We start from the raw sequence: 17,963 nt of genomic DNA, 5'->3' as shown, positions 1-17,963 counted from the left end.
TTTTTCCCTTTCACTCCGTCGGTCGACGATCCGGACTGCTTGTGTGTTTTTTGGACTCCCGTGATTTTCCTCAGTTTTGAATGCGGTGAGGTCCAAGCGGGTGAACCCCCGCAACCAAACATGCCGCACCGGGTTGATGAAGTCGTAGGACGTGCGTCGCTACGAGGAAAGGAACGGGCAGTGCTCAAGAAGGCAAAGGTCGCCGTGGCAGCCGCCGCCTCTGTCGCCGGTATGCCGGTGGCGGCCGCTCCCGCGGCGCTCGCCATCGGCGACGACCTGTCGGTTCTCTCCGCCAGTACCGGGAGCTGAACCGGACCGGGTCCGCCCAGGGCCCGCCGCTTTGCCGAGGGCTGCCCGTACCTTTCCGAAGAACCCTTTCCAGGCAATGCAGTCGAGGGTGAATCGTATGGTCGCGCGGGTCAAACGAGTGAAGTGCTCGGCGACTCACGTTCCGCGTTTTTCCATTACGGCTATTCCTCGTTCAGCATCACGACCGTATCGGTTGTGTTCACTCGGTTTCAGACCGCCATCGGGGCATCGACCCCAAGAAGGGAACAATTCATGAAGAAGAGCGTTGCTGTCGTCACCGGCGCCATCGTGGCCCTGGGCATGGCGGGCCCCGCCTTCGCCGACTCCGGAGCCGCGGGTACCGCCACGAATTCCCCGGGCGTGCTCTCGGGCAACGTCGTCCAGGTTCCCGTGCACGTGCCGGTCAACGTCTGCGGCAACACCGTCAACGTCATCGCGCTGCTGAACCCGGCGTTCGGCAACGTCTGCGCCAACGGCTGACCGTCCGGCGCACCCAGCCGCACCGGCTGTGTCACGGCCGGCCTTGGACACCGATCTCTCGCCCAAGGCCGGCCTTCCCACTTCTTCAAGCCGCTCGGAGCGAGCGGCTGCAAGCAGGAAGACAACGAGATTGCGACAGACTCTTAGCAGGGGAGTGTTCGCGGCCGCCGCCGCGACGAGCATGCTGACCATGTACGGCAGCCCCGCCCTGGCCGACTCGCACGCCGACGGCGCCGCCGCGAACTCCCCGGGCGTGCTCTCGGGCAACGTCGTCCAGGTTCCCGTGCACGTGCCGGTCAACGTCTGCGGCAACACCGTCAACGTGGTGGCGCTGCTGAACCCGGCGTTCGGCAACACCTGCGCCAACGGCTCGGCGCCGACCGCGGTGCCGACACCCGGGGTCACGCCGCCGCCTGCGGCGACGCCGACGCCGACTCCGCCGCCTGTGGCGACGCCGACGCCGACTCTGCCGCCTGTGGCGACGCCGACGCCGACTCCGCCGCCTGTGGCGACGCCGACGCCGACTCCGCCGCCTGTGGCGACGCCGGTGCAGACGCCGGTTGACGCCACGCCGGACCCGGGGACTCCGGTGCGAGTGGTGGACGAGGCGGCGCCAGAGCCCCAGCGAGCCCAGACCCTGCCGGCTCCGGCATCCTTCGAGGAGGGAACGCCCGACGCGGCCCCGCAGCTTGCCGAGACCGGCACCGGCGCCCTGCTGGCGTCCTCGGCCGCCAGCGCGGCCCTGATCGCCGGCGGCGTGTTCCTCTACCGCCGCGGCCGCACGGCGACTCAGCGCCAGAGCTGAACCCCGGGCCACCGCATCGGCCCCCACGGGTGCCGGACACGACGTCCGGCACCCGTTTGCGTCTCCACAGCCGACCGGCCGCGGTGGTCTTGCCGACTTCGTCGGGGTGCTGACGTGGTGGTCTGCTGACGTCCGTCCGTGTGCTGACGCGGTGGTCTGCTGACTTCCGTCGGGGGTCTCGCAGACGGCCGACGCGGTTTCCTCGCTGACTTCCGTCGCGCGGGCCCTGCTGCCGGGCCGGGCGCATGTCTTGCCGACGCCCGGAGCGACCACCTGCGGCCCAGCTCTGCGCGAGGCCCTGGACTGCCTGGGCGCTGGCCGGCTGGAGGCGCTGACCTTCCCGAGGCACCGGCCTGCTTGAGGTACAGGGCAGCCGCAGCTCTGGCACGGGAAGTCGCGGCCCCACCGGGTCCCTGTGCTCCTGGCGTACCGCCGGCCTTCGTCCCGGCTCGTCGTCGCTTCCGGCCGTGTGGCGTGCCGTTGGCCCCGCTCCACTCCCGGCCCCGGCCCGACCACGGCCTCGGCCCCGCTGCGTCCCTGCCCCCGGTGTGCCATCGGCTCTCTTCGACTTGCCGCTGATCGCGGTCGTCGGGTGCTGTTGCCTCGCGCGGTTACCAGCCCTGGGCCGCCCGCGGCCCAGGCCCACCTCGGCCCCGCCGCGGGCCCGCGCCCCGGCGTGCCGCGGGCCCGCGCCCCGGCGTGCCGCGGGCCCGCGCCCCGGCGTGCCGCGGGCCCGCGCCCCGGCGTGCCGCCGGCCCGCGCCCCGGCGTGCCGCCGGCCCGCGCCCCGGCGTGCCGCCGGCCCGCGCCCCGGCGTGCCGCCGGCCCCGGCCGTGGTACCTGCCGCAGGCTCCGTCGCGCACCCGGCCTCGCTCCGTCGCGCCTCCCAACCTGCCGCCGTCCCCGCCCCTGGCCTGCTGCCGGCCCCCACCCTGACCGGCCCACCCCGGTCCTGGCCTGTCAGGGGCCCCGCCCGTCGTAACCTCGGCCCGCGCCTGGCGCGCCCCCGTGACCCCCGGCGCGCAACCCGCCGCACGCCCCGGAACTTTCGATATCACTCCTTTGGCGGCACAACTCGCGGGAGCGCCGCGCGTTGACACAGCGCCGGGCATCCCGCCCGGGTGTTTTTGCGTCAACCCAAGGAGCACTTCTCCATGTCGCGTATCGCCAAGGGCCTTGTCCTTACCTCCGTCGCCGCCGCGGCCGTCGCCGGTGGTGCCGGCATCGCCGCCGCCAGCAGCGGCGCGACCGGCGGCGCCGCCAACTCCCCGGGCGTGCTGTCGGGCAACGTCGTCCAGGTTCCCGTGCACGTCCCGGTCAACGTCTGCGGCAACACCATCGACGTCATCGGCGTGCTGAACCCGGCGTTCGGCAACGCCTGCGTCAACGGCTGACGTCCGCGCGCATTCGTCCGGCCGGCCGCTGTCCCCCGGTTTCCTCCGGGGACGGCGGCCGGCCGTGTCACAGCCCCATGCGTCGCCGGGTCCCGCACGAGGACCCGGCGATTTCGCGCCGCCGGGGTTTCCGGTCCGGCCAAAGCTCGTTGGACACGGCGGCACAAACCCCGCGGTGACCGACGCCGCCGAAGAAAGGAACAAGACGATGAAGTCCCTGAAGGCTGCCGCCGTCCTGGCAGGTTCCCTGGCCCTCACCGGCGCCGCCGCGCCCGCGTTCGCCCAGAACTCCGCCGACCTCACGCCCCACAGCCTCACCGGCGCCGTGAACAGGCTCACCAAGGGCCCCGTCGACGTCATGCCGTTGCAGCAGCAGTCCAACGCCCTCGACACCGAGAACCGGAACTCACTGCTCCACACGGTGAACGGCACCGCCAAGACCCTGAACGCCCCGAAACCACTGCTCGGCGGCCTCGCGCTCCAGCGCTGAGCCACGTAAGGCGTCAGCTCGGCGCCTCCGTACCGGCCGGTGAACCGTCGTACTACTGCGGCACTCGGGGGAATCCCGTGCTGCTGGTGGCGTCAGGATCGTTGGACGGTACGGACGTCGAGCCCCGAACCCGGAAAAGGACCGTACCTGACATGAAGTCGACCACTCGAGGAACCCTCGCCGCCGTCATCACGGGCATCGCGGCGGCCATGGGCGCGGCCGCGACCCCCGCCGCCGCGGCCGGCACGGTTCCCGTCCCCGTCCCGCTGGGCGGCGCGGAGGCGGCCCTCGGCACGGAACTGCCCGAGGTCGGCGGCCAGGTGCCGCTGCCCGCGCCGGTCGTGCCGGAGCCCCCGCGCTTCGTCGAGGGACGGCTCCTGCCCGAGCACACCGTGCCGCGGCTGCCGGTCGACGGCGGCCTGCCCGGCCTGGAGCTGCGCGCCCCGCTGGCCCACGCCCTCGACGACGGCTTCGACCACGTCGACGTAGGCCTGCCCGCCTCCGACGTCCGGACCCTGACCCCGGGACTGGCCCTGGACGCCCCCCTGACCAACCCCAGCCCCGGCGAGCTGCCCACCTTCAAGCAACCGGAACTGGCCGTCCTCGCCCCCGTCCTGCGCACCACCCCCGGCGCCGACCTGACGGCCGGCCCCGGCCTCGGCCTGTAGCAGCCCCGGCCCGCGGGCCGGGGCCGTGGCCCCGCCCGCCCCGCCCCGGCCAGGCGGCGCGGCGCGCGTGACCGGGGCCCGCACCCGCCCGTGCAGCAGCCGGCTCAGGACCACCCCCATCCGTAGTGCCGGCCGCGGTGCGCTCCACCATGCCCTCGCCGGAATGCCGACTGGGACACAGGGCGCAAAATGGAAAAGTGATCGCACACTCCCGTCGATCTCTCCGGCGCGGCGGGCGCGACAACTCGCCGCAGCCGCCCCAGGGGCGACTGCGGTCCCTGTTCAGGCCGCGCAGCGTCGCGGGCCAGGTGTTCCTGCTGCAAGTGGTCATCGGGGTCCTGATCGTCGCCGCCGCGCTGATCGCCCTCGTACTCCAGGCCAGGGACGACAGCACCAAGGACGCCCGGGAACGGTCCCTCGGCATCGCCGAGACGCTGGCGTACGCGCCGGACACGCTGAAGGCGATGACCGGCCCCGACCCCACCAAGGTGCTGCAGCCCGTCGCGCAGAAGATCATGAAGGGTGCCGATGTCGACCTCGTCGTCATCTACTCCAAGACCGGGATCCGGTACACCCACGCCAACCCCGCCTTCATCGGCAAACCGGTCCTCGGTCCCCGTAAACCGCCGCACTCCGCCGTCACCCATGTCCTGCGGACCACCCAGGGACGCTCGGTGGTCTCGTACGTCCCCGTCACCAGGCCGGGCGGCGAGGCCGTCGGCACCGTAGCGGTCGCGATCACGGTCCAGAGGGTGGAGAGTACGGCAGGCCGCCAGCTTCCGGTCCTGCTGGGCACGGCGGGCGGGGCGCTGGCCCTGGCCGCGGGCGGCACCGCACTGGTGAGCAGGCGGCTGCTGCGCCAGACCCACGGCCTGGGACCGGCCGAGATGACACGGATGTACGACCACCACGACGCAGTGCTGCACGCGGTGCGCGAGGGCGTGCTGATCGTCGGGGGCGACGGACGGCTGCTGCTCGCCAACGACGAGGCGCAGCGGCTGCTGGAACTGCCGCCGGACGCCGAGGGCCACAAGGTCACCGACCTGCCCCTGGACGCCGGCATCGCCGAGCTGCTGACGTCGGAGCGCACGGCCAGCGACGAGGTCCACCTCACGGCCGACCGCCTGCTCGCGGTCAACAAGCGGCCCACCGCCCCGTACGGCGGGTACGCGGGGAGCGTGGTGACCCTCAGGGACACCACGGAGCTGCGGGCACTGTCGGGACGCGCCGAGGTGGCACGCGAGCGCCTGAAACTCCTCTACGACGCCGGCGTGGAGATCGGCACCACCCTGGACGTGTCGCGCACCGCGCAGGAAATGGCGGACGTGGCCGTTCCCGGCTTCGCCGACGTCGTCACCGTGGAACTGGCCGAGGGGGTCCTGCGGGGCCAGGAGCCGACCGGGGCGATCGGCGAGGTGCGCCGGGCCGCGGTGCGGGGCCGTTCCGGGAACCCACCGATGTCGGGGGTGGGCAGTCGGCTCAGTTTCGCGCCCAGCACGCCGCAGGCCCGGTGCGCGGAGACCGGCCGCGGGGTGCTCGTGGCGGATCTGGCGGCCGCGCGGGAGTGGCGGACGACGGATCCCGATCGCGCGCGCCGCCTCCTGGAGGGAGGCATCCACTCCCTGATCGCGGTGCCGCTGCGCGCCCGCGGCATGGTGCTGGGGGTGGTGGACTTCTGGCGCTGCCGGCAAGGGGAGCCCTTCGACGAGGAGGACGTGCCGTTCGCCGAGGAACTGGCCGCCCGGGCCGCCGTGGCCCTCGACAACGCCCGCCGCTACACGCGCGAGCACACCATGGCGGTCACCCTGCAACGCAGTCTGCTGCCGCGCGCCCTGCCCGAACTGGGCGCCCTCGAGGTGGCCTACCGCTATCTGCCCGCCCAGGCGGGGGTGGGCGGGGACTGGTTCGACGTGATCGAGCTGTCCGGAGCCCGGGTGGCCCTGGTGGTCGGCGACGTGGTGGGGCACGGACTGCACGCGGCGGCCACCATGGGACGGCTGCGCATCGCGGTGCACAACTTCTCCACCCTGGACCTCGCCCCGGACGAGCTCCTTGGCCGCCTGGACGACCTCGTGGCCCGGCTCGACCGGGACGGCGAGGCCGGAGGCGGTGAGGAGGGGCTCACCGGCGCCACCTGCCTGTACGCCGTCTACGACCCGTCCTCGGGCGCCTGCTCCCTGGCCCGGGCCGGCCATCCGCCGCCCGCCCTAGTCCACCCGGACGGCACCGTGACCTTCCCGGCCCTGCCCGCGGGCCCGCCCCTGGGCCTGGGCGGCCTCCCCTTCGAGGCCACCGAACTGCGTCTGCACGAGGGGAGCCGACTGGTCCTCTACACGGACGGACTCGTCGAGGACCGCGAACGGGACATCGGCACAGGCCTCGAACTCCTGAGCGCCGCGCTGGCCCATCCCGACCGGTCCCCGGAGCAGACCTGCCAGGCTGTGCTCGACGCCCTCCCTCCGGACCGCGCGAGCGACGACATCGCCCTGCTGGTCGCCCGTACCCGCGTACTCGATCCCAGCCTGGTCGCCGACTGGGACGTACCGCGCGACCCCGCGGCCGTCTCCCGCGTCCGCGCCGATGTCGCCCGGCAGCTGAAGGACTGGGGCCTTGAGGACGCCAGCTTCACCACCGAGCTCGTCCTCAGCGAACTGGTCACCAACGCCATCCGCTACGGCAGTGACCCCATCCACGTGCGCCTGCTGCGCGACCGCAAGCTGATCTGCGAGGTCTCGGACGGCAGCAGCACCTCGCCCCACCTGCGCTACGCGGCGACCACGGACGAGGGCGGACGCGGTCTGTTCCTCATCGCCCGGTACGCCGAGCGCTGGGGAACCCGGTACACCCCCACCGGCAAGGTCATCTGGACCGAGCAGCCCCTGCACGGCGGGGCGGCACCGTTCGACGGCCCCTCGGACGAGGACCTGCTCGACCAGTGGAGCGACGACACACTATGACCCGGCCCCGGTCACCGCCCCGCGTACCGCGCGCCACCCTGTACTACTTGCTCTGCCACTCCTCGACGGGTTCCTCCGGGACTTCCCCCACCTGGTACTCGGCCTTCGCCAGTATCTCCTCGGTCACCCGTACACCTGTGAGGCGCTCTGCCAGCGCCATGACCGCTGCCTTCCTGTCGACATCGGGATCTTCGTCCCCCGACGGGTTGAGGCCGACCTCCAGCATCAGGGGGTTCAGCGCATCGGGAGTGCTGCCGGTCCTGTCCGCGGGCCACTCGAAAGTGGTCCGCAACTCCCCGTCTTCGTACCAGTGGAAGAAGTCCATGGGCTTCCCCCCGTTGCTCGAATGCGAGACGGCACGCGTCCCGGCGGAGAGTGCCTCCATGAGGCGCGGGCGCGTGCCCAGATCGCCTCCGAACTCCAGGGCGAGAGTCCAGTCCCCTCCCTCGCCCCGCGCGGTGAACGCCCCCGCGAGAAAGGCTTCGGGCCACGCCTCGTACCCGTCCAAGAACTCCTGCTGTGCTTCGATGAGCTCGCTCAGCCCCTGACACACACCTCGCGGCTCGGCCTCCACGATCCGGAGCAACTCCGAAGGCGAGACTCCCCGCACCAGCGTCAGGGTGTACCCGACCTCCAACCCGTGCGCGAACAGCGAGGAAGAGGAACGTATCCAGCCGTAGTCGGCGGCGGTGGCGGAAGTCATGCGGCGGATCCTGCCAGCACCCACTGACTCCGGGATGCGCTTGCCGTTCCGGCTCGGCCTCTGCCCCCAGTGGCCATTCAGGTGAAAGACGTGACGTTGCCCGCTCCTGGTACCGAGGGCCAGTGGGGTGAACTTCTGACCCGCACGGCGACGCCGGAGGTCGGCAAGCAGTGGACCGACACGGGGGTCGGGGGAGTGCCCGGGGCTTCGTCGTGCGCGGTGAAACCCGGCCTGACCAGCGAAAAGCCCTCCCGGAAGGGAGGGCGGAGACTGGCGCCCCCGGCAGGACTCGAACCTGCGGCCAAGCGCTTAGAAGGCGCCTGCTCTATCCACTGAGCTACGGGGGCCAGGTGTGGTGGCCTCTGTCGCGGTGCCCTGGTGGGGCTGATCCGTGACATCGCCGGGGACAAGGATAGGGCTCCCGGATCCATGTCCCGGTTGCTTCGCCTCCGTGGCTCAATGTGGAGGTTCAGTGAAGCGGTCCTGATAATCGCAGGCGGGTACGAATCGTGCATCGCTTTTGACGTCCGGCGCACCTGGTGTTGTGCACTCGTTATGCCTCGACTGTGCCCGCGTCCCAGTCATCCCTTCCGTCCGTTGTGTCCAATCGGCGCGCAGACATGCTCATATGCTTCAGAATTCCCCTAAAATTGGGCATTCTTCACATGTGGTGACCTTGGACGTAAGGCCTCAGCTGCTCGACGCACTATCCGCCCTGCGCGACCGTGTCGCCGCCGCACGCTTCCCGCTGCCCCTGGCGGGGGCTCCACGCGCGCGTGCCAACCGCGACGAACTGCTCGCTCAGCTAGACGACTACTTGGTGCCGCGGTTGCGAAGGCCCCATGCACCGTTGCTGGCTGTCGTCGGCGGGTCGACAGGCGCCGGGAAGTCCACTCTCGTGAACTCGCTCGTCGGACGGCGGGTCAGCGAGGCGGGCGTGCTGCGGCCGACCACTCGGACACCGGTGCTGGTCTGCCATCCGGAGGACCACCACTGGTTCAGTGGCATGCGCGTACTGCCGGACCTCACACGCGTGTGGGTGCCCAGGGGCGACCCCGGAGCCGGCGACGACCTGCTGTTGCAGGAGAGCACCCCCACCCGGGTGCTGCGCGTGGAGACCGTCGACACCCTGCCCCCCGGGCTCGCTCTCCTCGACGCGCCCGACATCGACTCCCTGATCTCCGACAACCGTGTCCTGGCCGCCGAGCTGATCTGCGCCGCCGACATCTGGGTCATGGTCACCACGGCCGCCCGGTACGCCGACGCGATCCCGTGGCACCTGCTCCGCACGGCCAAGGAGTACGACGCCACGCTGGTGACCGTGCTGGACCGGGTGCCGCACCAGGTCGCCTCGGAGGTCTCCCGCCAGTACGGGGCGCTGCTCACCAAGGCAGGACTCGGCGAGGTGCCGCGGTTCACCGTGCCGGAGCTGCCCGAGTCGGCCTGGGGCGGTGGCCTGCTGCCCGCCTCCGCCGTCGCACAGCTGCGCACCTGGCTGGTGCACCAGACCCAGGACCCCGGGGCCCGGGAGTACGCCATGGCCCGCACGGCCCAGGGCCTCCTCGACTCGCTGAAATCCCGGATGCCCGAGCTGGCCAGTGCCACCGCCTCCCAGTACGCCGCCGCACTGCGGCTCACCTCGGCCGTAGAGACCGCCTACGACAGTGAGCACGCGCGTGTACGAGGACGTCTCCAGGCGGGGGCGGTGCTCGCCGGGGACGCCCTGAAGAGGTGGCGTGCCTTCCCCCTGGACTGCACCGCCGGGGAGCTGCTCGACGCGCTCGTGGAGAGCCTGGCCGCCCTGCTGCTGTGTGCCGTCACCGCCGCCGACGAGCGCGTGGACGACGCCTGGCGGCACGAGCAGGCCGCCACGGCGCCGGAGCTCGCCGACCGCGACCGCGCCTCGGAGAGCGCCGAGCACCGCATCGGCCTTGCCGTACGGCGCTGGCGACGGGAGCTGGAGGAGTACGCCGATGACGAGGTGCGCAGGCTGGACAGGAGCATCGCGCCGGACGCCGAAGCCGTCGCCGCCCTGGCCGCGACCGGGCTGTTGGGAGGACGCCGGGCGCGGTCCGCGGGAGAGGGGCTCGCCGAGAGGATCGGCGCGCACGGAGCGCTGCGGCTGCGCGACCGCGCCGGGCGGCTGCTGACCGAACACCTGGACCGGGTGATCCACGTCGAACGAGAGCGCCGTCTGGCCCCGCTCGACGCTCTCGACGTGCACGCCGAGCCCCAGGCCGAACTCATCGCCGCGCTGTCCGTACTGCTGAAGGAGAGGTGACCGGTGACCGCCGTCACTGACCAGGACCGAACGGAACACACCGATCAGAAGCAGGGCACCGTCCTCACGGACCAGGAGACGGACGGAAGGGCGGACGGAACGGCCGGCGGGGAGCACACGCGCGGAGACGACTGGACCCGGGACAGGGCGCCGGACGCCAGGTCCGAGGACGGCCACGGCGCCGAAGGCGTCCCGGACGCCGAGGACGCCGAGACGCCCGGGGACGCCGAGGGCCACCGGGTCGCCGGGGCGGCGGCCCCCGACCACCAGGTGACGGGACAGGTCAGCATGGTCAAGGAGGCCGACGTCGCCCACGCGCGCGTGGAGCACGACGACAACGACGCGCGTGGGACGGACGACGACGCACAGAGCCGTACGGAGGCCGGGGACGCCTGGGACGACGGGCTGATCGCGCGCCGCGTCAGCGAGACGGCCGCCGCCGAACTCGTACCCGTGGAGCCCCGGCCCTCCCGGTACTCGGCCGTGCCCCCACTGGCGTACGACGGACCGCTGCGCTCCCGGCTCGACGCGCTGCGCGAACTGGTCGGCCTGTCCCGCACCCGGCTCGACAGCGCCACCCTCGCGGAGGCGGGCCGGGTCCTCGACGAGGCCGCGGCGCGGCGCCGGCTCTCCGGGCAGCACACCGTCGTCGCCATCGCGGGCGCCACCGGCAGCGGCAAGTCCCAGCTGTTCAACGCCCTCGCCGGCGTCGCCATCTCGGAGACCGGCGTACGGCGGCCGACCACCGCGGCTCCCATCGCGTGCAGCTGGAGCGACGGCGCGGCCGGTCTCATCGACCGGCTCGGCATCCCGGGACGGCTGCGCCGGCGCCCGGTGCAGGCCCAGGACGCCGACCCGCAACTGCGCGGCCTGGTCCTGGTGGACCTGCCCGACCACGACTCGGCGGCCGTGCAGCACCGCGAGCACGTGGACCGCATCCTGCGGCTCGTCGACGCCGTCATCTGGGTCGTCGATCCGGAGAAGTACGCGGACGCCGTCCTCCACGAGCGCTACCTGCGGCCCATGGCCGGCCACGCGGAGGTCATGTTCGTCGTCCTCAACCAGGTCGACCGGCTGCCCGGCGAGGCCGCCGACCAGGTCCTCGACGATCTGCGACGGCTGCTCGACGAGGACGGGATCGCCCTCGGCGAGTACGGCGAGCCGGGCGCGACCGTGCTCGCGCTGTCCGCGCTCACCGGGCACGGCGTCGGTGAGCTGCGCGAGGCGCTGGGACAGTTCGTGGCCGAGCGCGGAGCCGCGGTGCGGCGGATCTCGGCCGACGTGGACGCCGCGGCCCAGCACCTGCGGCCCGTCTACGCCACCCGGTCGAGCACCGGGCTCAGCGAGGAGGCGCGCGAGGAGTTCTCGGCCCGGCTCGCCGACGCGGTGGGCGCCACCGCCGCGGGCGACGCGGCCGAGCGGGCCTGGCTGCGCAACGCCAACAAGGCCTGCGGCACGCCCTGGCTTCGGCTGTGGCGGTGGTGCCGGAGCCGGCGCGAGGCACCCACCGGACGCCTCATGCTGCGCACCCAGGAGGACGAGGAGGCCACCGCGCGTCAGCGTGTCGAACACGCGGTGCGCACGGTGGCCGACCAGGCCTCGGCCGGCATGCCGGGGCCATGGGCGCAGGCCGTCCGCGAGGCCGCCGTACGCGGTGCGCAGGGGCTGCCCGAGGCGCTGGACCAGCTGGCGGCGCGGGCCGGGCTGCCCCCGGGGCGGCCCCCGCGCCCGGGCTGGTGGCCCGTCGCGGTTCTCGCGCAGGCGGCGATGACGATCCTTCAGGTGGCCGGCGGTCTGTGGCTGGTCGGGCAGATCGCGGGGGTGATGGTGCCGAACCTGGGGGTCCCCGTGCTGCTCATGCTGGCAGGCATCGTGGGCGGGCCGCTCGTGGAGTGGAGCTGCCGGATCGCGGCGCGCGGGCCCGCACGGCGGTACGGCCAGGAGGCCGAGCGCCGACTACGGGAGGCGGCCTCGGGGTGCGGCCGGGCCCGGGTGCTGGATCCGGTGGCGGCGGAACTCCTGCGATATCGGGAGGTGCGGGAGCAGTACGCGCTGGTGAAGGGAGCGGGGGTCGGATGAGGGGCGGGCTTCGCCGGTAGGTGGGGCGAGGAGGGCCTCACCCGTGAGGCCGCTTCAGCCGTGAGGCGGCTTCAGTCGTGAGGCGGGCGAGGGGCGGGCTTCACCCGTGAGGGTGAGGGAGTTTTCCACAGGCAGGCGGCGGTCCACAGCGCTCGGCGGGCTCGGCCCGGACGGAGGCAGTCTGGTCCCGCGGCGATCGCGACGAACGCGGTCGTCACGACAGACGCAGCCGTACGGGACGGGCCCGTACGCATGTCCGCCCGGGCCGGGCGTCCGGGCGAGGGAGGGGTTTCGACGATGAACGAGACGATCGTCTGCACCGTGGGCAACGTGGCGACGCAGCCGGTGCACCGGGAGCTGCCCTCGGGTGCCTCGGCGCGGTTCCGGCTGGCGGTGACCTCGCGCTACTGGGACCGGGAGAAAGCCGCCTGGACGGACGGCCACACCAACTTCTTCACGGTGTGGGCCAACCGCCAGCTCGCCGCCAACGCGGTGGCGTCACTGACCGTGGGCGACCCCGTCATCGTGCAGGGCCGGCTGAAGGTGCGCACCGAGACCCGCGACGGAACCAGCCGGACCTCGGCGGACATCGACGCCCTGGCGATCGGCCACGATCTGACGCGGGGCACGTCGGCCTTCCGGCGCACCGTCAGGGCGGAGCCGCAGACGGCGAGTCCGCCTCCGCAACCGGAGCCCACGTGGGAGACGGCTCCGTCGGACACCGGGTCTCCGCAGGAGCCGGAACCCGCCGTTGCGGCCTGTTGAGGTGATCTTGGTGATAACGATTGCGATTCGGATCAGCGATCTGACGATACGACAGCGAAGTCCTGGTGCGCGGGCTCCATAGGATGCCGGACACAGCTCTCTGGGCTTGTCACTGGGCTTGAAGATTCTGCCGGTGGGACCGCACCCCCACGTCAACGGGTCCTGCTCGAAGGGGATTTCTGTGTGTGCTTACTCTGCGCCGTCCGCGCGCAGGCGGGGGGCGGCTCGGCTCGCCGCCGCCACCCTGGTCTCCGGTTTCGTCGCCGCCGGTCTGATGACCGCCGCCGGCCCGGCCGCCGCCGACGGCATGCCGCAGAGTCCGGGCGGCGCGACCGCCACCATCGGCAGTCTGAAGACCTACGGCACCGCCGTCATCCATGACGGCGGCGATGACCACCAGGTCTCCGCGGGCCTGTTCGAGATGTCCGTCGACGGCGGCGGGACCCTGCAGACGTACTGCATAGACGTGCACAACCCCACGCAGCGGGAAGCCAAGTACCGCGAGACGCCCTGGAGCGGCACCTCGCTGGCCACGAACAAGAACGCCGGGAAGATCCGCTGGATCCTGCAGAACTCCTACCCGCAGGTCAACGATCTCGCGGCGCTCGCCGAGAAGGCCGGCGTCAGGAACCTCACCGAGCAGGACGCGGCGGCCGGCACCCAGGTGGCCATCTGGCGCTACTCCGACGGCGCGGACGTCGACGCCCTCGACCCGCGGGCCGAGAAGCTCGCGGACTACCTGGAGAAGAGCGCCGGTGACCTGCCCGAGCCGCGCGCCTCGCTCACCCTCGACCCGCCCGCGGTCTCCGGCCACCCGGGCGAGCGGCTCGGCCCGGTGACCGTGCACACCAACGCGAGCAGCGTGACCCTGACACCTCCGGCGGGCGCCGCGACCAGCGGTGTGCGGATCGTCGGCAAGAAGGGTGAGGAGATCACGTCCGCCCGGGACGGCAGCCAGGTGTTCTTCGACGTGCCCGAGGACGCCGGGGACGGCTCGGCGACGCTGACCGCGCAGGCCTCCACCACGGTGCCGGTCGGCCGCGCCTTCACCTCCGACAGCCGCAGCCAGACCCAGATCCTGGCCGGCTCCAGCGAGTCCACGGTCTCCGCCACCAGCGGTGCGGCCTGGGCCGCCGGGGGCGCGATACCCGCCCTGTCCGCGGTGAAGAACTGCGCCAAGGGCGCCCTGGAGATCAGCGCGGCCAACAAGGGCGACGAGCCGTTCACCTTCGAGCTGATGGACACCCGGTACACCATCGCCGCGGGCGGGTCCGAGACGATCATGATCCCGCTCCAGGAGGACCAGGCGTACGACTTCACGATCAGGGACTCCGGCGGCCACGCGCAGCGCTTCGCCGGCGTCCTCGACTGCCGCACCCAGGGCAGCCCGAGCGGCACCGTGACCCAGACCGTCGGCGAACCCACCCCCGTCATGGCGGGAGGCGACACCTCGCCCAACCCCAACCTCGCCGAGACGGGTGGCACCAGCACGACTCCGATGATCGCCGCCATCGGCCTCAGCCTGCTGGTTCTGGGTGCCACGGCCCTGAGCATCGTCCACAAGAGGAAGAGCGCCGGGAACTGACCTAGCGTGGTGGGGGGACATCGAGCGGATGCCCGGTACCGGCCGTTGAACGGGACGTGACATGACCGTGCGCGCGAGCAGGACAGACTCCGACACAGCGCCTGCCGGCGCACCGGTTCCGATCACCAAGCACCACGGCGCCCGCGCCGCGGCCGAACGGGTCGTCTCGGGTGACACGGTGACCGTCTCCGTGGGCGGTCTCCGCTTCGAACTGCCGCCGCGTGACCAGCTCGCCTACCTCGCGGGCCTCGGTCTCCTCACGGCGTTCGACCTCATCGAATGGCCGGTCGCGCTCGCCATCGCCGTCGGACACGAACTGGCCCGCACCCACCGCAGCAAGTCCCTCCGCGAGTTCGGCGACGCCCTGGAACAGGCATGAGCCACCCGTCCCCACCGGGCCCGCGGGCTCTTCGCGCGCCCGGCACGAACGCCGGGGGTTCCGCAGACCCCCCAAGCAGCGTGTAAGACGTCCGTCAGACATGGGGCACGGACCTCGACGGCAACCAGCGGTGACGGACGAGCCCCAGCCGCCGGTGGCGAAACCCCAGGTCACAGCCCCCCCGGCCGCACGCGTTTCCCCCCAGGGGTGGCGGTACGGCAAGATGGGGTGTTACTTGCCACGAGAGGGCATGAAAAAGCCCCTCACCAGCAGGTTTCCCGCTGATGAGGGGCCGTGTCAGGCAGCCTGGGCCGTCTCTGGGCCGTCATGAGCGTGACCGGCGGCCCGGGTACATCGCGGAGATGGCTTTCCGGGTCCGGGTCTCGCTGGACGGCATGAGGTGCGTGTAGACGCGGAGCGTGAACCCTGGGTCGCTGTGGCCGAGGTACAGGCTCAGAGCCTTGATGCTCTCCCCGGCGTCCAGGAGCACCGAGGCGTAGAAGTGCCGCAGGGCATGCATGCCGTGCTCGCGGGCCGCCACGTAGCGCTGGCCCTTCTCCGGGACGGGGATGACACCGGCCTCCTGATGGCCCTGAACGCCGTGAGCACTGGGTGGTTCATCGAGGAGTGCGGATTGCTCTACCGCAAGTGGCCCGGACAGAGCACTGCTCAGGACGCCCACCACCATGAAGCCGAGCGACGTGCCCGGATGAAGATCATTGAGCAGAACGCGCCGAAGCCTTGAGCAAGCTCAGCATATGGCACCTGTGAGCTAGAGCGTTTCGTTTGGATCACAGACGGACCCCGTGCCACGAAGGTGCTTTACGCGGGCGCATCGGCGTGATCATCTCGGATTGTCATGAACGGGCGGCCTCTGGGGAGGGTCGTGGGGATGGGGAGTGAGCGCACAGCCATGCGCACCGGCGAGCAAAAGTCTCCGTCATGCCCGGAGTGCGGAGCCGAGATCCGCACAGGCGGCAGGTTCGTTACTTGGTGCGGCGCTTGTGACTGGAACGTGGACCCGGGAACGCCTCAGCAGGAGTGGGATCGGCTGGACAGAGCGCGGCGCGCCCTGGCCCGACGGCACGGCGAGAAGCTGCTGGCCGAGGTGCGGGGCGGCGGGAACCTGCGCGCCCGGCGCGACGCCTCCTCGCTCCTTGCTTTCGCGATCGCGCTCCTCGTGCACGGCGCCACCATGGCCCTGGCCTTCGGCGGGATCTGGTGGCTGGTGCGCGGGTGGGGCGGCGCGGGGATGGTGCCGGGGGTGATCCTCTTGGCGATCGCGTGGTTTCTCAGACCGCGGGTGGTGCAGTTGCCCGAGGAGGGCCCGATACTGCGCCGCAGCGACGCGCCCGAGCTCTTTGCGCTGGTCGACGAGGTCGCCCAGGTGGTCGGCACCCGCGGCGTGGACCTGATCACGGCCGACGCGGAACTCAACGCGAGCGTCACGACGTGTGGCGTACGCGGGCGTCGACTGTTGGTGCTGGGGCTGCCGTTGTGGGAGATCCTCACCCCACAGCAGAGGATCGCACTGCTGGGCCACGAACTCGCCCACTACAGCAACGGAGACACCCGCCACGGATTGGTCGTGAAGACGGCGTACCGCTCACTGACCACTTGGCGCTACGTCTTGCTCCCTGTGCGGAACCCGTCCTTCGTCGAAATGGTTGGCAACCTGCTCTGCATCGCGCCCAATTTGCTTGTCCTAGGCTTGCTGACACTGCTCGAACACCTGACGCTGCGGGCCACCCAGCGAGCTGAATACCTGGCCGACCGCGAGGCTGCCCGCGCCGCGTCGACCGAGGCGGCCGTCGGCCTGATGGACTGGCTCCTGGTCAGTGACTCGGCCGTCGTCGCCCTCCAGCGCGAGGCCAATCAGGCCGCCCTCGCCGGGCCGCGAGGCTCCCGCACAGCCAACGCCGGGGCGGAGGAGCTGTGGGAGCGGCTCAGAGCGCATATGGCGTCGATCCCCGAGTACGAGTACGAGCGGCAGCGGCGTGTCGGCTCCCGGCGCGGGCACAGCGTCGACACGACCCATCCGCCGACCCACCTCAGGAGTAGTTGTCTGCTCGTCGGCGAGCCCGCGCCCGCTGCCGTGGTGATGGACGCTGGACGAGAACGGCGGATCGCCGCCGAACTCGCGGCGGCCCGCGTCAACGTGGCCCAGCGCATCGTCCGAGAAGGCTTCAACGGCTACGGCTCCGCCCAGTGAAGGGGGCTATCCAGGACGGTTAGGGTGCCTTCGTTGAGTCGACGGACGGGAAACGAATGATGGAGCAGGACGAAGCCCTGCAGCTCGCGGTGGCGTTTCTCACGAACAGCCAGCGCGATGACGAGCCGCCTCTTGCCATCGACGCAGGGCGAGTCCGCGAGAGCAATGGTCTCCTGATCGTGCCTTACAACTCTGTGCAGTACCTCGCCTCGCGTGATGCGAGGGAGCAGCTGTTGGACTGCTGGCCCATCCTCGTCGACCTTGAACGCGGAGACGTGCGATTCGGGATCCTGGAAGAGCGGCATCTGTGGAAAAACCCGAGCACCTGACCAGGCTGTGGCTGTCCGCAACCACAGCGATGGGACAGCCCTTAGAACAAGCCCCAGACGGTGTCCGAACGGCGGACATGTCCGAACGGCGGGTGTCCGAACGGCGGGTGTCCGAACGGCGGGTGTCTAGTCCCAGGTGATGTTTGACGTTCTGGTCCCAGCTGTTGCTTGACGGTGGGCCTAGACAACATCGGAAACCTTGTGGGGCTTGTTCGCCTTCACGTGGCGGACGGGGATGTCGGTGGTGCGCCGGATGACCCGGACCTGGCCGTCCAGCTCAACCGTGAGGGTGGAGTCCGCCACGTGCACGGTCACGGTCCGGCCCGCGTACGGGCGGCCCAGAGAGACGACCTGCCGGCAGACCATGACCGTGCCGACCGCGCTGACCCGCCGCTGCACCCGGACCGGCTCCACCCGCGGTCTCGGTGGCGGGCCCGCGGGCCGCAGGCCCCGCAGCCGCTGCACCTCCTCGCCGCTGAGCGGGTTGGGCCGCACCCGCAGCAGCTCCCGCGAGGACGGGTCGAAGAA

At 71.7% G+C, this 17,963-nt stretch carries 17 protein-coding genes, 1 tRNA gene and 1 pseudogene; 15 read left to right on the top strand and 4 right to left on the bottom strand.

Annotated features, from left to right (window positions below; translation table 11 throughout):
• Positions 1-180: 180 nt before the first annotated feature.
• The 7 genes from ACIOWN_RS11570 to ACIOWN_RS11540 all read left to right on the top strand — a co-directional run bounded on the left by ACIOWN_RS11570 (position 181) and on the right by ACIOWN_RS11540 (position 7,102).
• Positions 181-309: a hypothetical protein gene (locus tag ACIOWN_RS11570; RefSeq protein ID WP_362347890.1), complete on the top strand. Its 129-nt coding sequence runs from the start codon at positions 181-183 to the stop codon at positions 307-309.
• Positions 310-561: 252 nt separating this feature from the next.
• Positions 562-789 (top strand): chaplin, encoded by a 228-nt coding sequence (locus ACIOWN_RS11565; protein WP_100569166.1) that lies wholly within the window; start codon positions 562-564, stop codon positions 787-789.
• 130 nt (positions 790-919) lie between these two features.
• Positions 920-1,594, top strand: a complete 675-nt coding sequence (locus tag ACIOWN_RS11560) for a chaplin (protein WP_401981759.1) — start codon at positions 920-922, stop codon at positions 1,592-1,594.
• A 1,153-nt stretch (positions 1,595-2,747) separates the two neighbouring features.
• A complete protein-coding gene (locus ACIOWN_RS11555) occupies positions 2,748-2,987 on the top strand; it encodes a chaplin (protein ID WP_362347887.1) in 240 nt (79 codons plus the stop codon).
• A 208-nt stretch (positions 2,988-3,195) separates the two neighbouring features.
• Complete coding sequence (locus ACIOWN_RS11550) at positions 3,196-3,477, top strand: hypothetical protein (protein ID WP_401981756.1); 282 nt, start codon at positions 3,196-3,198, stop codon at positions 3,475-3,477.
• A 152-nt stretch (positions 3,478-3,629) separates the two neighbouring features.
• Positions 3,630-4,145, top strand: coding sequence for a hypothetical protein (locus ACIOWN_RS11545; protein WP_362347883.1), 516 nt, complete (start codon positions 3,630-3,632; stop codon positions 4,143-4,145).
• Positions 4,146-4,294: 149 nt separating this feature from the next.
• Complete coding sequence (locus ACIOWN_RS11540; protein WP_401981753.1) at positions 4,295-7,102, top strand: SpoIIE family protein phosphatase; 2,808 nt, start codon at positions 4,295-4,297, stop codon at positions 7,100-7,102.
• Between the two features lie 43 nt (positions 7,103-7,145).
• Here the strand turns inward: ACIOWN_RS11540 and ACIOWN_RS11535 are convergent, their stop codons facing one another.
• Together ACIOWN_RS11535 and ACIOWN_RS11530 are read right to left on the bottom strand one after the other, a co-directional pair.
• The gene (locus ACIOWN_RS11535) at positions 7,146-7,805 is read right to left on the bottom strand and encodes a DUF6461 domain-containing protein (protein ID WP_401981750.1); all 660 of its coding nucleotides are present in this window, start codon (positions 7,803-7,805) and stop codon (positions 7,146-7,148) included.
• A gap of 271 nt (positions 7,806-8,076) precedes the next feature.
• Positions 8,077-8,152 (bottom strand) — tRNA-Arg (locus ACIOWN_RS11530).
• Positions 8,153-8,472: 320 nt separating this feature from the next.
• On the opposite strand from ACIOWN_RS11530, the gene ACIOWN_RS11525 reads away from it, so the two are divergent.
• The 5 genes from ACIOWN_RS11525 (at position 8,473) to ACIOWN_RS11505 (ending at position 14,894) form a co-directional block, all read left to right on the top strand.
• Positions 8,473-10,086: a dynamin family protein gene (locus tag ACIOWN_RS11525; RefSeq protein ID WP_362347841.1), complete on the top strand. Its 1,614-nt coding sequence runs from the start codon at positions 8,473-8,475 to the stop codon at positions 10,084-10,086.
• A gap of 3 nt (positions 10,087-10,089) precedes the next feature.
• Positions 10,090-12,165 carry a GTPase gene (locus tag ACIOWN_RS11520; RefSeq protein ID WP_401981747.1) on the top strand — a complete coding sequence of 692 codons (2,076 nt, stop codon included), beginning with the start codon at positions 10,090-10,092 and terminating at the stop codon, positions 12,163-12,165.
• 297 nt (positions 12,166-12,462) lie between these two features.
• Positions 12,463-12,930 carry a single-stranded DNA-binding protein gene (locus ACIOWN_RS11515; protein WP_362347837.1) on the top strand — a complete coding sequence of 156 codons (468 nt, stop codon included), beginning with the start codon at positions 12,463-12,465 and terminating at the stop codon, positions 12,928-12,930.
• A gap of 181 nt (positions 12,931-13,111) precedes the next feature.
• A complete protein-coding gene (locus tag ACIOWN_RS11510; protein WP_362347835.1) occupies positions 13,112-14,515 on the top strand; it encodes a Cys-Gln thioester bond-forming surface protein in 1,404 nt (467 codons plus the stop codon).
• Between the two features lie 61 nt (positions 14,516-14,576).
• Positions 14,577-14,894: a hypothetical protein gene (locus ACIOWN_RS11505; protein ID WP_362347833.1), complete on the top strand. Its 318-nt coding sequence runs from the start codon at positions 14,577-14,579 to the stop codon at positions 14,892-14,894.
• A 325-nt stretch (positions 14,895-15,219) separates the two neighbouring features.
• Here ACIOWN_RS11505 and ACIOWN_RS11500 read toward each other — a convergent pair whose 3' ends face one another.
• Positions 15,220-15,414 carry a hypothetical protein gene (locus ACIOWN_RS11500; protein ID WP_401981742.1) on the bottom strand — a complete coding sequence of 65 codons (195 nt, stop codon included), beginning with the start codon at positions 15,412-15,414 and terminating at the stop codon, positions 15,220-15,222.
• Here ACIOWN_RS11500 and ACIOWN_RS11495 point away from each other — a divergent pair.
• The 3 genes from ACIOWN_RS11495 to ACIOWN_RS11485 all read left to right on the top strand — a co-directional run bounded on the left by ACIOWN_RS11495 (position 15,409) and on the right by ACIOWN_RS11485 (position 17,435).
• Complete coding sequence (locus ACIOWN_RS11495; RefSeq protein ID WP_401981739.1) at positions 15,409-15,639, top strand: hypothetical protein; 231 nt, start codon at positions 15,409-15,411, stop codon at positions 15,637-15,639. The two genes, ACIOWN_RS11500 and ACIOWN_RS11495, sit on opposite strands and share 6 nt — an antisense overlap.
• A gap of 270 nt (positions 15,640-15,909) precedes the next feature.
• The gene (locus ACIOWN_RS11490; protein WP_401981737.1) at positions 15,910-17,106 is read left to right on the top strand and encodes a M48 family metallopeptidase; all 1,197 of its coding nucleotides are present in this window, start codon (positions 15,910-15,912) and stop codon (positions 17,104-17,106) included.
• Positions 17,107-17,165: 59 nt separating this feature from the next.
• Positions 17,166-17,435 carry a YrhB domain-containing protein gene (locus ACIOWN_RS11485; protein ID WP_401981735.1) on the top strand — a complete coding sequence of 90 codons (270 nt, stop codon included), beginning with the start codon at positions 17,166-17,168 and terminating at the stop codon, positions 17,433-17,435.
• Positions 17,436-17,615: 180 nt separating this feature from the next.
• Here the strand turns inward: ACIOWN_RS11485 and ACIOWN_RS11480 are convergent.
• A pseudogene (locus ACIOWN_RS11480) lies at positions 17,616-17,963 on the bottom strand (IS481 family transposase); the annotation flags it as partial.

The organism is Streptomyces sp. NPDC087787 (assembly GCF_044743035.1).
Lineage (GTDB): Bacteria > Actinomycetota > Actinomycetes > Streptomycetales > Streptomycetaceae > Streptomyces.
The sequence above is the reverse complement of the archived record's forward strand: the minus strand, read 5'-3'. Positions and strand labels throughout refer to the sequence as shown.

Excerpts from the sequence above, each read along its gene's own strand:
- ACIOWN_RS11565 (WP_100569166.1), top strand. The coding sequence starts at position 562 with ATGAAGAAGAGCGTTGCTGTCGTCACCGGCGCCATCGTGGCCCTGGGC.
- ACIOWN_RS11555 (WP_362347887.1), top strand. The coding sequence starts at position 2,748 with ATGTCGCGTATCGCCAAGGGCCTTGTCCTTACCTCCGTCGCCGCCGCG.
- ACIOWN_RS11550 (WP_401981756.1), top strand. The coding sequence starts at position 3,196 with ATGAAGTCCCTGAAGGCTGCCGCCGTCCTGGCAGGTTCCCTGGCCCTC.
- ACIOWN_RS11545 (WP_362347883.1), top strand. The coding sequence starts at position 3,630 with ATGAAGTCGACCACTCGAGGAACCCTCGCCGCCGTCATCACGGGCATC.
- ACIOWN_RS11540 (WP_401981753.1), top strand. The coding sequence starts at position 4,295 with ATGCCCTCGCCGGAATGCCGACTGGGACACAGGGCGCAAAATGGAAAA.
- ACIOWN_RS11535 (WP_401981750.1), bottom strand. The coding sequence starts at position 7,805 with ATGACTTCCGCCACCGCCGCCGACTACGGCTGGATACGTTCCTCTTCC.
- ACIOWN_RS11515 (WP_362347837.1), top strand. The coding sequence starts at position 12,463 with ATGAACGAGACGATCGTCTGCACCGTGGGCAACGTGGCGACGCAGCCG.
- ACIOWN_RS11505 (WP_362347833.1), top strand. The coding sequence starts at position 14,577 with ATGACCGTGCGCGCGAGCAGGACAGACTCCGACACAGCGCCTGCCGGC.
- ACIOWN_RS11495 (WP_401981739.1), top strand. The coding sequence starts at position 15,409 with ATGCATGCCGTGCTCGCGGGCCGCCACGTAGCGCTGGCCCTTCTCCGG.
- ACIOWN_RS11500 (WP_401981742.1), bottom strand. The coding sequence starts at position 15,414 with ATGCATGCCCTGCGGCACTTCTACGCCTCGGTGCTCCTGGACGCCGGG.
- ACIOWN_RS11485 (WP_401981735.1), top strand. The coding sequence starts at position 17,166 with ATGGAGCAGGACGAAGCCCTGCAGCTCGCGGTGGCGTTTCTCACGAAC.